11 protein-coding genes are annotated in these 15,264 nt (G+C 71.7%); 6 read left to right on the forward strand and 5 right to left on the reverse strand.

Going from position 1 to position 15,264, the window contains the following annotated elements; translation table 11 throughout:
• The first annotated feature begins 39 nt into the window (after positions 1 to 39).
• From ACFVIU_RS04605 to ACFVIU_RS04615, 3 genes are all read left to right on the forward strand, one after another.
• Positions 40 to 1,158, forward strand: coding sequence for a PrpF domain-containing protein (locus ACFVIU_RS04605; RefSeq protein ID WP_385840580.1), 1,119 nt, complete (start codon positions 40 to 42; stop codon positions 1,156 to 1,158).
• Positions 1,155 to 2,558 (forward strand): C4-dicarboxylate transporter DctA, encoded by a 1,404-nt coding sequence (gene dctA, locus ACFVIU_RS04610; protein WP_385840581.1) that lies wholly within the window; start codon positions 1,155 to 1,157, stop codon positions 2,556 to 2,558. The genes ACFVIU_RS04605 and dctA overlap by 4 nt, the downstream gene beginning before the upstream one ends.
• A gap of 109 nt (positions 2,559 to 2,667) precedes the next feature.
• Positions 2,668 to 3,684 (forward strand): hypothetical protein, encoded by a 1,017-nt coding sequence (locus ACFVIU_RS04615; protein WP_385840582.1) that lies wholly within the window; start codon positions 2,668 to 2,670, stop codon positions 3,682 to 3,684.
• Positions 3,685 to 3,747: 63 nt separating this feature from the next.
• On the opposite strand, the gene ACFVIU_RS04620 is transcribed toward ACFVIU_RS04615, so the two are convergent.
• The 4 genes from ACFVIU_RS04620 to ACFVIU_RS04635 all read right to left on the reverse strand — a co-directional run bounded on the left by ACFVIU_RS04620 (position 3,748) and on the right by ACFVIU_RS04635 (position 10,635).
• A complete protein-coding gene (locus tag ACFVIU_RS04620) occupies positions 3,748 to 5,877 on the reverse strand; it encodes a 3-hydroxyacyl-CoA dehydrogenase NAD-binding domain-containing protein (protein WP_385840583.1) in 2,130 nt (709 codons plus the stop codon).
• A complete protein-coding gene (locus tag ACFVIU_RS04625) occupies positions 5,874 to 7,091 on the reverse strand; it encodes a thiolase family protein (protein ID WP_385840585.1) in 1,218 nt (405 codons plus the stop codon). Before ACFVIU_RS04625 ends, ACFVIU_RS04620 begins: the two co-directional genes overlap by 4 nt.
• 101 nt (positions 7,092 to 7,192) lie before the next feature.
• The gene (locus tag ACFVIU_RS04630; protein ID WP_385840586.1) at positions 7,193 to 8,251 is read right to left on the reverse strand and encodes a LacI family DNA-binding transcriptional regulator; all 1,059 of its coding nucleotides are present in this window, start codon (positions 8,249 to 8,251) and stop codon (positions 7,193 to 7,195) included.
• A complete protein-coding gene (locus tag ACFVIU_RS04635; RefSeq protein WP_385840587.1) occupies positions 8,251 to 10,635 on the reverse strand; it encodes a glycoside hydrolase family 2 protein in 2,385 nt (794 codons plus the stop codon). Before ACFVIU_RS04635 ends, ACFVIU_RS04630 begins: the two co-directional genes overlap by 1 nt.
• Positions 10,636 to 10,791: 156 nt before the next feature.
• Here ACFVIU_RS04635 and ACFVIU_RS04640 point away from each other — a divergent pair, with 156 nt between their 5' ends.
• Genes ACFVIU_RS04640 through ACFVIU_RS04650 form a run of 3 tightly spaced genes read left to right on the forward strand, consistent with a single transcriptional unit; the run spans position 10,792 to position 13,801 of the window.
• Positions 10,792 to 12,111, forward strand: a complete 1,320-nt coding sequence (locus tag ACFVIU_RS04640; protein ID WP_385840588.1) for an ABC transporter substrate-binding protein — start codon at positions 10,792 to 10,794, stop codon at positions 12,109 to 12,111.
• Positions 12,111 to 12,974 (forward strand): carbohydrate ABC transporter permease, encoded by an 864-nt coding sequence (locus ACFVIU_RS04645; protein ID WP_385840590.1) that lies wholly within the window; start codon positions 12,111 to 12,113, stop codon positions 12,972 to 12,974. The genes ACFVIU_RS04640 and ACFVIU_RS04645 overlap by 1 nt, the downstream gene beginning before the upstream one ends.
• Complete coding sequence (locus ACFVIU_RS04650) at positions 12,971 to 13,801, forward strand: carbohydrate ABC transporter permease (RefSeq protein WP_385840591.1); 831 nt, start codon at positions 12,971 to 12,973, stop codon at positions 13,799 to 13,801. The genes ACFVIU_RS04645 and ACFVIU_RS04650 overlap by 4 nt, the downstream gene beginning before the upstream one ends.
• 58 nt (positions 13,802 to 13,859) lie before the next feature.
• Here ACFVIU_RS04650 and ACFVIU_RS04655 read toward each other — a convergent pair whose 3' ends face one another.
• Complete coding sequence (locus ACFVIU_RS04655; RefSeq protein ID WP_385840593.1) at positions 13,860 to 15,149, reverse strand: ribonuclease D; 1,290 nt, start codon at positions 15,147 to 15,149, stop codon at positions 13,860 to 13,862.
• Between the last annotated feature and the right edge of the window lie 115 nt (positions 15,150 to 15,264).

The following is a 15,264-nucleotide window of genomic DNA, read 5'->3' on the forward strand; positions in this document are numbered from 1 at the left end:
TCGGTGGGCTTCCCCTTCCCTGTCTGTGAGGAGTCGGCTGTGCTGCGTCTGAAGGGCGAAATGATCCGGGGTGGAACCAGCAAGTGCTGGCTCTTCGACCACCGTGACGTGGCCGCCACGGGCGTGGACGTCGATGCCCTGCTGCTCGCCGCCTTCAACGCCGCCGACCCCCGCCAGATCGACGGCGTGGGCGGCGCTTCCTCCACCACCTCCAAGGCCGCCGTCGTCCAGGCGTCGACCCGGCCCGGTGTGGATGTCGAGTACGCCTTCGCCCAGGTCGGCATCGGCGACGAGCGGGTGGAGTGGGCCAGCAACTGCGGCAACTGCGCCACCGCCGTGGCCCTGTACGCCGTCCACCACGACCTCGTGCCGATCACGTCGGACACCACCACCGTCCGCATGCTCAACGTCAACACCGGGGCCCGCCTCACCGGCACGATCCCCACCCCTGGGGGCCTGGCCCCGGAGGAGGGCACGGCCGTGGTGCCGGGCACCTCGGCACCGGGCGTTCCGGTCCTGCTCGGGTTCGAGGACCCGGCGGGCTCGACGACCGGCCGCGCTCTGCCGACCGGCCGGGCACTGGACGAACTGACCGGCCCGGACGGTCCCGTCGAGGCGACCCTGGTGGACGCCGGTGCGCCGGCCGCCCTGTTCGAGGCCAAGGCGTTCGGCCTCGACGGCACGGAATCCCTCACCGCGTTCGCCGCCGCAGTGCCCGCGCTGACCCTGCTGCGCCGCCAGGCGGCGCTGGCCATGGGCCTGGCCCGCGAGGGCGATCCGGTCAGCCACGCGGTGCCGAAGGTGGGCATCGTCGCCCGCCCCGCCCCCTACCGCACCACTCACGGCACACTCGTCAACCAGGACGAGTACGACCTGGCCGTACGCATGGTCTCCATGCACGCCCCGCACCCGGCGATCGGCCTGACCTCCGCCGTGGCCCTGACCACGGCCGCCGCCACCCCCGGCACCCTCGCCCACCGCGTCGCCCGGCAGACCGCCGATGGCACGCTGCGCCTGGGCACCCCCGCCGGCGTGATCGCCGCCCGAGCCGTCCCCGCACCGGACGGCGCGTCCCCCACGGTGCTGCTGCACCGCGCCGCCCGGCGTATCGCCCGAGCCGAACTCCTCGTTCCCGTCCTGGAAGGACGCCCCGCATGAGCCGCAACGACGCCGCCCCGGGTACCGTCACCGCACCACCCGGCCGCATCCGCCGGATGCTGTCCCACCTCTACGTCCAGTGTCTGATCGGCGTCCTCCTCGGCGCCGCCGTGGGCGGGCTGTGGCCGTCCGTCGGCGCCGACCTCAAGCCGCTCGGCGACGGTTTCATCGCGCTGGTGAAGATGTTCATCGCGCCGGTCATCTTCTGCACGGTCGTCCACGGCATCGCCTCCATGGGCAACGCCCGCGCGGTCGGCCGCGTGAGCCTGAAGGCTCTGGTCTACTTCGAGGTGCTGACCACCGTGGCCATGGTGATCGGCCTGGTCGTCGTCAACGTCGTCAAGCCGGGCAGCGGTCTGCACATCGACCCGTCGACCCTGTCCGCCAAGGGCCTGCCGCCGGAGGCCACCACGGCCCACGAGGGCTTCGCCGGGTTCCTGCTGTCCGTCATCCCGGCCACCCTGGTCAGTGCCCTGAGCGGCAACCAGATCCTGCCGGTGCTGCTGGTGTCCGTGCTGTTCGGCTTCGGCCTGCACGCCAGCGGAGAGGCCGGCCTGAACATCGCCCGGGGCATCGAGAAGTTCTCCACGGTCCTGTTCACGCTCATCCGCTGGATCATGAGGCTCGCCCCCCTCGGCGCGTTCGGCTCGATGGCCTTCACCATCGGCCACTACGGCCTGGGCACCCTGCGCCATCTGGCCCTGCTGGTCGGCTCGTTCTGGCTGACCGCCCTCCTCTTCGTCCTGGTCGTCCTCGGGACCGTGATGCGCCTGAACGGGCTGCGGCTGCTGCCCTTCCTGCGCTACATCAAGGAGGAACTGCTGATCGTCCTGGGCACCTCCTCCACCGAGCCCGTCCTGCCGCGCATGATGGCCAAGCTCCAGCACGTGGGCGCCTCGAAACCGGTCGTCGGCATCACGCTGCCCGCCGGGTACTCCTTCAACCTCGACGGCACCGCCATCTACCTGACCATGGGCTCGGTCTTCCTCGCCCAGGCCCTCGGTATCGACCTCACCCTCACCCAGCAGCTGACCATGCTCGCCGTCATGCTGCTCACCTCCAAGGGCGCCGCGGGCGTCACCGGCTCCGGCTTCATCGCCCTGGCCGCGACTCTCAGCGCCGTCCCGCACGTCCCGGTCACCGCCCTCGCGCTGATCTTCGGCGTCGACCGGTTCATGTCCGAGGCCCGCGCCCTGACCAGCCTGGTCGGCAACGGCGTCGCCACCCTGGCCGTCGCCCGCTGGGAGGGCGAGCTCGACACGGACCGCGCCAAGGCCGTCCTGCGCGGAGAGATCCCCTACGCTCCCTCCACGGTGACCGCCGAGCCCGATCCCCAGCAGACGCCCGCCCCCGCGGCGGTGCCCGGACCCACCCGCGACCCGGTCCCCGCCGCGAACTGACAGGACGTGCGCGGGTCTTCCCGCTTCCGGCCGCCGGCAGCGGGCGCCCCCTCCACGGGCCGTCGGGCCCACCCGCTGCCGCTTCGAGCAGCACGGTTAGAGTGAACCGGTGAACGGCGACTGGCTTCTGTGCGGCCGAGACGGCCGACTCACTGTCTACCAGCTGTCGGGCGATGCCGTCCTCACCAGGGCGGAGCAGATCCCCGGCGGCCCCTGGACCGCCCCGCGCAGGGCGGGCGGCGATCAGCGGCTGCACCCCTCGGTGGGCGTCGGCGGGGGTGCCGACGGCTATGCCCACCTGGTGGCCTGGCGGCCGACGGTCGAGGGCGAGTCGGGCCTGGTGCACTCCACGCACTTCCGCCCGCTGCTCGCGCCCCTGGACTGGAACCCGATCGGGCACCCGAAGAAGAAGGGCGACCGGACGGGCACCCCCGCCGTCACGGTCGACGCCCAGGGCCGCGCCCATGTGTTCGTCCGCAACAACGGCGCCGGAGTGCACCATGTCGCCCAGAAGGAGACGGGCGGCTGGGAACCCTGGCGGGATCTGCGCGGCAGCAAGGTCCAGGACGGGCTGGCGGCGGTGACCGGCGAGTCCGGCCTGGTGGAGGTGTACGCGGCCGTCCCCGACGGCGTCCTGCACTGGCGCCAGGAGAAGCCGGGCGCCACGCCGGTCATGCAGGAGCCGCTGAAGGCCCCGGTCCGCCCGGGCACGCTGCGCGCCCTGGCCACCTCCGCCGAGCGTACGACCCTCTTCTACACGGATCCCTCGGGCGACCTGTGCGCCTGGCGTCCCGGTGGCAAGCCGGTGGTCCTGGTGCGTGCGGCGGGCCCCGGCCCGGTCGCCGCGGTCCGCTGCGAACTCGACGGCTACGACTGCACGGTGCTCGCCCAGCGCTCGGAGAACGGCCGGGTCGCCTTCGCCGCCTATCCCTCGGAGCAGGAGTCGGCGGGCGCCTGGTGGACGGAGTCGGGCCCGCAGCTGCCCGTCGACGCGCTGGTGGCCCTGACCAAGGACGCGGACGACCGGGTGGTGGCCGCGACCCTGTCGCCGTCCACCGGCCGGCTGCTGCTCACCCGGCGCAAGGACGAGCCGGGACTGGCTCTGGAGGCGTGGCGCCAGGTCTGAGCAGAGGGAAAGAGCAGGAAAGGGCCCCCGCCGCGGCGGGGGCCCTTCGCTGTCGTACCGGTGTTACGCCGGGACGCTCGCCACGCCCGGGGCGAGGAACCGCTTGCCGTTCACCCGCTCCGAGACGCCCTCACGGTCCAGGTACGGCGTGATGCCGCCCAGGTGGAAGGGCCAGCCGGCGCCGGTGATCAGGCACAGGTCGATGTCCTGGGCCTCGGCGACGACGCCCTCGTCGAGCATGAGCCCGATCTCCTGCGTCACCGCGTTCAGCACGCGCTCGCGCACCTGCTCCTCGGTCAGGACGCTGTCGCCCTGCTTCAGCAGCGCGACGACCTCCGGGTCCAGCTCCGGCTTGCCGCTGTCGTAGACGTAGAAGCCGCGCTTGCCCGCCTCCACGACCGCCTTGAGGTTCGGGGAGACCGTGAAGCGGTCCGGGAACGCCTTGTTGAGGGTCTCCGAGACGTGCAGGCCGATCGCGGGGCCGACCAGCTCCAGCAGGACCAGCGGCGACATCGGCAGGCCCAGCGGCTCGATCGCCTTCTCGGCGACGGCGACCGGGGTGCCCTCGTCGATGACGTTCTGGATCTCGCCCATGAAGCGGGTCAGGATGCGGTTCACGACGAACGCCGGGGCGTCCTTGACCAGGACCGCGGTCTTCTTCAGCTTCTTGGCCACCGCGAACGCGGTCGCCAGCGAGGCGTCGTCGGTGCGCTCACCGCGGACGATCTCCAGCAGCGGCAGGATCGCGACCGGGTTGAAGAAGTGGAAGCCGACGACCCGCTCGGGGTGCTGGAGCTTGGAGGCCATCTCCGTGACGGAGAGGGAGGAGGTGTTGGTGGCGAGGATCGCGTGCGCCGGGGCGACCGCCTCGACCTCCGCGAACACCTTCTGCTTGACACCCATCTCCTCGAACACGGCCTCGATGATGAAGTCCGCGTCCGCGAAGCCCTCGGCCTTGTCCAGGACACCGGTGACCAGCGCCTTGAGGCGGTTGGCCTTGTCCTGGTTGATACGGCCCTTGCCGAGCAGCTTGTCGATCTCGGCGTGGACGTAGCCCACACCCTTGTCGACGCGCTCCTGGTCGATGTCGGTCAGCACGACCGGCACCTCCAGGCGGCGCAGGAAGAGCAGCGCGAGCTGGCTGGCCATCAGACCGGCGCCGACGACACCGACCTTGGTGACCGGGCGGGCCAGGCTCTTGTCCGGGGCGCCGGCCGGGCGCTTGCCGCGCTTCTGCACCAGGTTGAACGCGTAGATGCCGGAGCGCAGTTCACCGCCCATCATCAGGTCGGCGAGCGCCTGGTCCTCGGCGTCGTAACCCTGCTGGAAGTCGCCGTTCTTGGCGGCGGCGATGATGTCCAGGGCGCGGTAGGCGGCCGGGGCCGCGCCGTGCACCTTGCCGTCGGCGATGAACCGGCCGCGCGCGACGGCCTGGTCCCAGGCCTCGCCGCGGTCGATCACCGGACGCTCGACCTGGATGTCGCCCTTGAGGACCTGGGCGGTCCACAGCAGCGACTGCTCCAGGAAGTCGGCGCCCTCGAACAGCGCGTCGGCGATGCCCAGCTCGAAGACCTGCTCGCCCTTGAGCTGCTTGTTCTGGTTCAGCGAGTTCTCGATGATGACCGAGACGGCCTTGTCGGCGCCGATCAGGTTCGGCAGCAGGGTGCAGCCGCCCCAGCCGGGGACCAGGCCGAGGAAGACCTCGGGCAGCGAGAACGCCGGGATCGCCTTGGAGACGGTCCGGTAGGTGCAGTGCAGGCCGACCTCGACGCCGCCGCCCATCGCCGCGCCGTTGTAGTAGGCGAAGGTCGGCACGGCCAGCTTGCCGAGGCGCTTGAAGACGTCGTGGCCGCCCTTGCCGATGGCGAGCGCGTGCTCGTGCTCCTTCAGCAGCTCGACGCCCTTGAGGTCGGCGCCGACCGCGAAGATGAACGGCTTGCCGGTGATGCCGACACCGACGATGGTGCCGTCGGCGGCCTCCTTCTCGACCTGGTCGATGGCGGTGTTCAGGTTCGCCAGCGAGGCCGGGCCGAAGGTGGTCGGCTTGGTGTGGTCCAGGCCGTTGTCCAGCGTGATCAGCGCGAAGCGGCCGGCGCCGAACGGCAGGTCGAAGTGGCGCACGTGCGCACTGGTGACGACCTCGTCGGGGAACAGGTCCGAGGCCTGCTTCAGAAGCTCGGCGGTGGTGCTCACTTGTCCCCCTCGAAGTGCGGGTTCTCCCAGATGACCGTCGCGCCCATGCCGAAGCCGACGCACATGGTGGTCAGGCCGTAGCGGACGTGCGGCTGCTCCTCGAACTGGCGGGCCAGCTGCGTCATCAGACGGACGCCGGAGGAGGCGAGCGGGTGACCGAAGGCGATCGCGCCGCCGTACTGGTTGACCCGCGCGTCGTCGTCGGCGATGCCGTAGTGGTCGAGGAAGGCCAGGACCTGGACGGCGAAGGCCTCGTTGATCTCGAACAGGCCGATGTCGGAGATGGACAGGCCCGCCTTGGCGAGGGCCTTCTCCGTGGCCGGGATTGGGCCGTAGCCCATGACCTCCGGCTCGACGCCCGCGAAGGCGTACGACACCAGGCGCATCTTGACCGGCAGGCCGTGCTCGCGGGCGAACTCCTCGCTCGCCACGATCGACGCGGTGGCGCCGTCGTTCAGACCGGCCGCGTTACCGGCGGTGACCCGGCCGTGGACGCGGAACGGCGTCTTCAGACCGGAGAGGTTCTCCAGGGTCGTGCCCGGGCGCATCGGCTCGTCGGCGGTGACCAGGCCCCAGCCGGTCTCGCCGGCCTCCGGGTTGGTACGGCGCACCGAGATCGGCACCAGGTCCTGCTGGATCTTGCCGTTGGCGTACGCCTTGGCGGCCTTCTCCTGCGAGCGCACCGCGTACTCGTCGGCGCGCAGCTTGGTGATCTGCGGGTAGCGGTCGTGCAGGTTCTCCGCGGTCATGCCCATGAACAGGGCGGACTCGTCGACGAGCTTCTCGGAGACGAACCGCGGGTTGGGGTCCACGCCCTCGCCCATCGGGTGGCGGCCCATGTGCTCGACACCGCCGGCGATGGCGACGTCGTACGCGCCGAAGGCGATGGAACCGGAGACCGTGGTGACCGCCGTCAGCGCGCCCGCGCACATGCGGTCGATGGAGTAGCCGGGGACCGACTGCGGCAGGCCCGCGAGGATGCCGGCCGTGCGGCCGATGGTCAGCCCCTGGTCGCCGATCTGGGTGGTCGCGGCGATGGCGACCTCGTCCACCGTCTTCGGGTCCAGACCGGGGTTGCGGCGCAGCAGCTCCCGGATCGCCTTCACGACGAGGTCGTCGGCGCGGGTCTCGTGGTAGATGCCCTTCGGGCCCGCCTTGCCGAACGGGGTACGGACGCCGTCGACGAAGACGACGTCCCTGACGGTACGAGGCACGATGGCTCTCCTCCAGGGTGCGGAACGCTGAGCGCTTGCTTAAGCCCATGCTACTGCCGAGTAATGTAGCTGCCCAGTCCTGTTCGCCTTAGCGGCGAAGGTCACACCCCGATGGCGGACACCGGCGGCCCCGGCGGAGCCGTGGAGCCCCTCGGCGTCAGCACCGGAGTGGGCACCGGATGCGACCCGGGGCCGCCGCCCGCGATGTCCCCGAACAGGGTCCTGGCCACCTCCGCGCCGAACCCGTGCACGTCATGGCTCATCGCCGACAGCGTGGGGTGGGTCAGCCGGCACAGCTGCGAGTCGTCCCAGGCCAGCAGCGACACATCGGCCGGCACCCGCAGCCCCATCTCCGCGGCCACCGCGAGCCCCGCCACCGCCATGATGTCGTTGTCGTAGACGATCGCCGTCGGCCGGTCCCGGGCCGGCGCCGTCAGCAGCGAGCGGGTGGCCCGCGCCCCCGACTCGCCGGAGAAGTCGGTCGCCACCTGCCAGGCCCCGGCCAGCTCCAGCGCCCGCCCGGCCTCGTCGAAGGCCGCCGCCCGGATCCCGGTGTGGCCGAGGGCCGCCGCGCCGCCCACCCGGGCGATCCGCCGGTGCCCGAGCGCCGCGAGATAGCGCACCGCCTCGGTGACGGCGGTGGTGTCGTCGGTCCACACCGAGGTGAGCCCGCCGGTCAGGGACGGGTGTCCGACCGCGACCGCGGGCAGCCCGAGCCGCCGGGCCACCGGCACCCGGGGGTCGTCCGCGCGCAGGTCGACCAGGATGGCGCCGCCGATGTGCCGTCCCCGCCACCACGACTCCAGCAGCCCGGCCTCCTCCTCCGGACTGCGCACCAGCCGCAGCAGCAGCGAGCAGGAGTGCTCGCTCAGCACGCTCTCTACCCCGGACACGAACTCCATGTAGAAGGGCTCCAGGCCCAGCATCCGGGCCGGCCGGCAGATGGCCAGGCCCACCACGTCCACCCGCGCCCCGGCCAGCGACCGGGCCGTGTGGCTCGGCGCCCAGCCCAGCTCGCGGGCCGCCGCGAAGATCCGGTCCCGGGTCGCCTCGGACAGGCCCGGCTTGTGGTTGAACGCCAGCGACACGGCCCCCTTGGACACCCCGGCGCGCGCGGCGACATCCTTGATCGTGACGCGGGGCGGCGGTGTCGGACTCATCAGGCGGGCTCCATGCAGTACAGGGCGGACCGGGCGGCGGACGGATCCGGAGTCTGCCAGCCGGACACCCCGATCGTGACCCGTTCGCCGGGCAGCAGCGTGATCAGGCCACGGTCGGCCCGCGCCGCCGGGTCCAGCCGGTCGGCCTGCAACAGCAGGTCCCGCACCAGGGTCCGGGCCGTGACCGTCACCGCCCCCGGCGCCACCTCCACCTCGAACTCCGGCCGCGGATACGGGATGTCCCGGTCCGGCACGGGGAAGTACAGGGCACGCAGCCCCTCGGCATCGCCCGGCCCCTCCGTGTCGGCGACCAGGAACTCCTTCGCCCCGGCGGGCAGCAGCTCCGGCGGTACGGCGGTCCACGCCACCGACCGCGCCGCGGCGGCCAGTTCGACGCCCGCCTCGCCGAGCACCGCGCCGTCGACGGTCATCCGGCGCAGCCGCACCGACCCCGTCCAGCCGTCGGCGGACTGGTTGACCGCGGCCAGCTGCACGGAACCGTCCGCCGCGCGCAGGCTCAGCAGCCGGTCCGCGTACAGCCGCCTGAGCTCGTGGTAGAGCGGTTTCTCCCGTCCGTCCCCGTCGATCGCCGCCCAGGAGGTCACCGGCCAGCAGTCGTTGAGCTGCCAGACGACCGTGCCCGCGCACACCGGCCAGTGCGAGCGCCAGTGCTCGATCCCGGCGGCCACCGCCCGCGCCTGGTTGACCTGGGTGAGGTAGTGCCAGCGGTCGAAGTCCCGTACCGGCGTGGCGAAATGGCGGGCGAGCCCGCGCTCCAGCTTGCCGTTGCCGTCGTCCGCCTTCTGGTGGTGCAGCATGCCGGGGGAGTCCGCCGCCGGGGCCTCGTCCGGCAGCGCCCGGCGCAGCGTGGCGTAGGCGGGCGGCGCCTGCCAGCCGAACTCCGCGACGAACCGCGGCACGCTCAGCCGGTAGTCGGCGTAGTCCGCGCGGTTCCACACCTCCCAGGAGTGGTGGGTGCCGTGCGCCGGGTCGTTGGGGTGCCGGTCCCAGGAGCCGGACCACGGGCTGCCCGCCGTGTACGGCCGGGTGGGGTCCAGCTCGGCCACCACGCGCGGCAGCACCGCCAGGTAGTACCCCTCGCCCCAGGACCGGCCGGCCAGCCGCCGCTCCCAGTCCCAGTCCCGGAAGCCCCACAGGTTCTCGTTGTTGCCGTTCCACAGCACCAGTGAGGGATGCGGCATCAGCCGTACGACGTTCTCGCGGGCCTCCGCCTCCACCTCCCCGCGCAGCGGTTCCTCCTCCGGGTAGGCCGCGCAGGCGAACGGGAAGTCCTGCCAGACCAGCAGACCCAGCTCGTCGCAGGCGTCGTAGAAGTCCTCGCTCTCGTAGATCCCGCCGCCCCAGACCCGGACCAGGTCCACGCCCGCCGCGGCGGCCTGCCCGAGCCGCTCCCGGTACCGCTCGCGGCCGACCCGGGACGGGAAGACGTCGTCCGGGATCCAGTTGACCCCCCGCGCGAACAGCCGCTCCCCGTTGACGACCAGGGTGAACCCGGTGCCGTGGGCGTCCGGCCGGCGGTCCAGCTCCACCGTCCGGAAACCTATCCGGCGCCGCCACACATCGAGCGGCGCGTCCTCGTGCAGGAGCGTCACCTCCATGTCGTACAGGGGCTGTTCGCCGTACCCGCGCGGCCACCACAGCCGTACGTCCGGCACCCGGACCCGCACCGTCGCGCCCGTCCCGGCCAGGTCGGCCCGCGCCGTCCGGCCGGCCACCCGGGCCTCGACCGCGAGCCGGGCCGGTACGCCGGTCCGCTCCACCTCGATGTGCAACTCGACCACGCCCGTGCCCTCTTCGACGGTCACGAGCGGCCGGACCCGGCTGATCCGGGCGGTGGACCAGTGCTCCAGCCGCACCGGGCGCCAGATTCCGGCCGTCACCAGCGTGGGCCCCCAGTCCCAGCCGAAGGAGCAGGCCATCTTGCGCAGGTACTGGTACGGCTCGGCATAGGCGGCGGGCCGCTCGCCCAGCCGGTCGCGCACCCCCTTCGCCTCGGCGTAGGCGGACTCGAACCGCACCGCCAGCCGGCCCGTGAGGCCGGTGACGGGGATGCGGTACGAGCGGTGCATGTTCCGTACGCTGCCGAGGAGCCGGCCGTCCAGGGTGATCCGGGCGACGGTGTCCAGCCCGTCGAAGACGAGATCGGTCCGCTGGTGGCCGCTGGCCGCGCGCAGCTCCCTCTCGTACGTCCACGCCCGCCGCCCGACCCAGGCCACCGCGCGCTCGTTCGTGCCGAGGAAGGGATCCGGGATCACCCCGGCCGCGAGCAGATCGGTGTGCACGCACCCCGGCACCCGGGCGGGCAGCTCCGCCCCCTCGTGCCGCAGGATCCAGCCGTCGCCGAGCGGTGTGACCTCCAGCATGCACACTCCCTAAACCGGTCTATGCCAGCACTGGACGTTGTTCTGCCATCCTTGGCGGGATTGGGACTTTACCGGTTGAGGAAAGCGCTGTCAGAGTGCCGAACCAGCCAACCCCGCACGTGCTCGTCCGTCATTTCGCGAACGGAGCTGATGCACATGAACCGCCGTACGACCGCCCTCGCCACCGCCCTGGCGGCCGCCGCCCTGCTGCTCGCGGGCTGCACCGGCACCGGAGGCGCGACCAGGGGCGAGGACGCCGCCGCGCCCACCGACCCGGCGAAGGTGAGCGGGACCATCACGGTCCTCACCCAGCGCACCGACCTCGTGCAGGACGGCACGATGGACCGGTACGCGGCCGAGTTCAACAGGACGTACCCGAAGGTGAAGGTGAAGTTCCAGGCCCTCACCGACTACGAGTCCGAAGTCAAGATCCGGATGAACACCGAGAACTACGGTGACGTCCTGATGATCCCCGGGGTGATCAAGAAGAGCGACTACCCGAGGTTCTTCGCCTCCCTCGGCACCCGGGCCGAACGGTCCAGGAAGTACCGCTTCACCGACTTCACCACCGTCGACGGCAAGGTGTACGGCCAGAGCCCGATCGGCGTCACCCCCGGCTTCGTCTACAACAAGCGCGTCTGGCGGCAGGCGGGCGTCACCGAGTGGCCCACCACCCCCGCCGGGTTCCTCGCCGCCCTGAAGGCCGTCAAGCAGAAGACCGGCGCGATCCCGTACTACACCAACTTCGCCGCCCAGTGGCCGCTGACCGCCTGGACCTTCGTCAACGGCTCGGTGCACTGCGACACCCGGGCCACCACGAAACTCGCGACCGGCAACCCGTGGGCGCCCGGCGCCGACCTGCGCGTCGGTGACACGCTGCTCTACGACATCGTCCACCAGGGCCTGGCCGAGAAGGACCCGACGACCACCAACTGGGAAGCGTCCAAAGCCCGGTTGGCGAAGGGACAGATCGCCACCGAGTGGCTCGGCACCTGGGCGGTCATCCAGTTCCGGGACGCGGCGAAGAAGGCCGGGGTGAGCCCCGACGACATCGGCTTCATGCCCTTCCCGGCCCAGGCCGGCGGGACGTTCTGCGCGGTCGTCGGCCCCGACTACAACCAGGCGGTCAACATCCACTCCGCCCACAAGGAAGCGGCCCGCGCCTGGATCGACTGGTTCACCGACAAGTCCGGCTACGACCGCGACAACCTGGCGATCTCCCCGCGCATCCACGCACCCCTGCCGAGCGTCCTCAAGCCGTACCAGGACGCGGGCGTGAAGCTGATCGAGCTGGACGACACCGACGGCGCCCGGGTCAAGCTCATCGACTCCGAGTCCGAGGTCGGCATCAACGCCCCCGACTACCGGCAGAACCTCGTCGACCTGGCCCGCGGCGCCCGCTCCGGCAGCCTGGACGCCTTCCTCGACGGACTCGGCAGGAAGTGGACCGACGCCGAGCAGCGGGTGGGCTCCTGATGAGCCGGCGCATCCTGACCCCCTGGCTGTTCCTGCTCCTCCCGCTCGCCCTGCTGATCACCTTCACCTACGCGCCGATCGTCAACATGGTCGCGTACAGCTTCACCGACTGGGACGGCGTCAGCCCCGAACTCCACTACACCGGCGCCCACAACTACGGCGAGATCTTCACCCGCCGGGACCTCTTCGAGGTCTTCTTCGTCAGCGGGTACTACCTCGCCGCCTCCGTGCTCCAGATCGTGGCCGCCCTGTACTTCGCGACGATCCTCAGCTTCAAGGTCCGCTTCCGGAACTTCTTCAAGGGCGTGCTGTTCTTCCCGTCCCTGATCAACGGTGTCGCGATCGGCTTCGTCTTCCTGTACTTCTTCCAGGACGGCGGCACCCTCGACACCGTGCTGCGGCTGGCCGGCGTGCACAGCGACCACGCCTGGCTCGGCACCCCCGTCTCCGCCAACACCTCGCTCGCCGGGGTCTCGGTCTGGCGCTACACGGGCCTGAACTTCGTGCTCTTCCTCGGCGCGATCCAGTCCATCCCGGGCGAGCTGTACGAGGCCGCCGAGCTGGACGGCGCGAACCGCTGGCAGCAGTTCCGCCACATCATCGCGCCCGGCATCAAACCGGTCGTCACCCTCAGCGTGATCCTCTCCGTCTCCGGCTCGCTGTCGGTCTTCGAGGTGCCGTACATCATGACCGGGGGCGCGACCGGCACCGAGACCTTCGTGACCCAGACGGTGAAGCTGGCCTTCCAGTACAACAAGACCGGGCTGGCCTCGGCGGCGGCGATCGTGCTGCTCCTGATCGTCCTCGCGGTGACCTGGGTGCAGCGCAGGCTCGTCCCCGACGACCGGGTGGACCTCGTATGACCCGCCGCGTCGCCGCCCGCGCCCTGGTCTACGCGAGCCTGGTCGCCGCCACCGTCGTCGTCCTGCTCCCGCTCGGAGTCGTCCTGCTCACCTCGCTGAAGTCCGGCACGGAGATGGCGAACGACAGCGGCGCCCTCACCCTCCCCGACGACCTGCTGAACTTCCACAACTACGTGACGGCGTTCCGGGACGGCCGGATGCTCCAGGCGTTCGGCAACACCCTGTTCATCTGCGCCTTCGCCATCGGCGGCACGGTCCTGATCGGCTCGATGACGGCCTACGCCATCGACCGCTTCACCTTCCGCCTGAAGAAACTGGTGATGGCGCTGTTCCTGCTGGCGGCGCTGGTCCCGGGGGTGACCACCCAGGTGGCCACCTTCCAGATCGTCAACAGCTTCGGCCTGTTCGACACCCGGTGGGCCCCGATCGTGCTCTCCATGGGCACGGACATCGTCTCGATCTACATCTTCCTGCAATTCATCCGCTCGATCCCGGTCTCCCTGGACGAGGCGGCCCGCCTGGACGGCGCCAACGCGTTCACCGTCTACTGGCGGATCATCCTGCCCCTGCTGAAGCCGGCGATCGCCACGGTGGTGATCGTGAAGGGGATCGCCGTCTACAACGACTTCTACATCCCCTTCCTGTACATGCCGTCCCAGGATCTTGGCGTGATCTCGACGTCACTGTTCCGCTTCCGCGGCCCCTACGGCGCCCACTGGGAGATCATCTCGGCCGGCACGGTCCTGGTGATCCTGCCGACCCTGATCGTCTTCCTGGCGCTCCAGAGGTTCATCTACAACGGCTTCCTGCGCGGAGCCACGAGATAGCCGCGCCGCAGCCGCCGCACGCGCGACAGCGCTGCGGCGGCTACGCAAGCCCGTTGAGTTACGCGCTTTCCTTGGCCAGCGCGGCGACCAGTACCGGGGTGACCAGCTCCACCTGCCACGGGCGTGCCCCGTATCCGGCGAGGGCGGCACCCACCGAGGCCGCGTCCACGGCCTTCGGCGGCTCCCAGCACAGGCGCCGGACGGTGTCCGGGGAGACCAGGTTCTCCTGGGGGAGGGCGAGCTGCTCGGCCAGGGCCGTCACGCCCGCGCGCGCGGCCGACAGCCGGGCGGCGGCCGCCGGGTCCTTGTCGGCCCAGGCCCGCGGCGGCGGCGGACCGGCCACCGGCTGCCCGGGCTGCGGCAGCGCGCTCTCGGGCAGCGCCCTGGCCCGGTCCACCGCGGCCTGCCACTGCTCCAGCTGGCGCCGCCCGATGCGGTGCCCGAAGCCGTTCAGCGCGGCCAGCGCGTGCACATTGGCCGGAACGGCGAGCGCGGCCTCCACGATGGCCGCGTCGCTCAGCACCTTGCCCGGCGACACGTCCCGCCGCTGGGCTATCCGGTCCCGGGTCTCCCACAGCTCCCGTACGACCGCCAGCTGCCGGCGCCGGCGCACCTTGTGCATGCCGGAGGTCCGCCGCCAGGGGTCCTTGCGGGGCTCGGCCGGCGGCGCGGCCGCGATCGCGTCGAACTCCTGGAGCGCCCACTCCAGCTTGCCCTGGCGGTCCAGCTCCTTCTCCAGGGCGTCGCGCAGGTCGACCAGCAGCTCGACGTCCAGGGCGGCGTAGCGCAGCCACGGCTCGGGCAGCGGCCGGGTGGACCAGTCGACGGCGGAGTGGCCCTTCTCCAGGACGTATCCGAGGACGTTCTCGACCATCGCGCCGAGGCCGACCCGGGGGAAGCCGGCGAGCCGGCCGGCCAGCTCGGTGTCGAACAGCCCCGTCGGCACCATGCCTATCTCCCGCAGGCAGGGCAGGTCCTGGGTGGCGGCGTGCAGCACCCACTCGACGCCGGACAGCGCCGAGCCGAGAGCGGACAGGTCGGGGCAGGCGACGGGGTCGATCAGGGCGGTGCCGGCGCCCTCGCGGCGCAGCTGGACCAGGTAGGCGCGCTGGCCGTAGCGGTAGCCGGAGGCGCGCTCGGCGTCGACGGCGACCGGGCCGGAGCCCGCCTCGAACGCGGCGATCACCTCGGCCAGCGTGGCCTCGTCGGCGACCACCGGCGGAATGCCCTCACGGGGCTCCAGCAAGGGTGTCGGCGCCCCCACGACAGAAGATCCGGCGTCGTCCGGAGGGGTGCCTCCGGTGATGCGCAGGGAGCTGTCTGCTGCGGTGTCTTGGGCGTCGGTCACCTGTCAAGGGTATCCGTGCGCGGACGGGGGGGGGGGGGGGGGCGCGCGGGCGCGGGCGAGGCCGGGCGCGCGGCGCGGGGGGGCGGGGCGGGTGGCCGCGGCGGCGACGCTGAGG

It is taken from the genome of Streptomyces sp. NPDC127190 (assembly GCF_042672505.1).
GTDB lineage: Bacteria > Actinomycetota > Actinomycetes > Streptomycetales > Streptomycetaceae > Streptomyces.

Excerpts from the sequence above, each read along its gene's own strand:
- ACFVIU_RS04630 (WP_385840586.1), bottom strand. The coding sequence starts at position 8,251 with ATGAGTCCGACACCGCCGCCCCGCGTCACGATCAAGGATGTCGCCGCG.
- dctA (WP_385840581.1), top strand. The coding sequence starts at position 1,155 with ATGAGCCGCAACGACGCCGCCCCGGGTACCGTCACCGCACCACCCGGC.
- ACFVIU_RS04645 (WP_385840590.1), top strand. The coding sequence starts at position 12,111 with ATGAGCCGGCGCATCCTGACCCCCTGGCTGTTCCTGCTCCTCCCGCTC.
- ACFVIU_RS04650 (WP_385840591.1), top strand. The coding sequence starts at position 12,971 with ATGACCCGCCGCGTCGCCGCCCGCGCCCTGGTCTACGCGAGCCTGGTC.
- ACFVIU_RS04635 (WP_385840587.1), bottom strand. The coding sequence starts at position 10,635 with ATGCTGGAGGTCACACCGCTCGGCGACGGCTGGATCCTGCGGCACGAG.
- ACFVIU_RS04640 (WP_385840588.1), top strand. The coding sequence starts at position 10,792 with ATGAACCGCCGTACGACCGCCCTCGCCACCGCCCTGGCGGCCGCCGCC.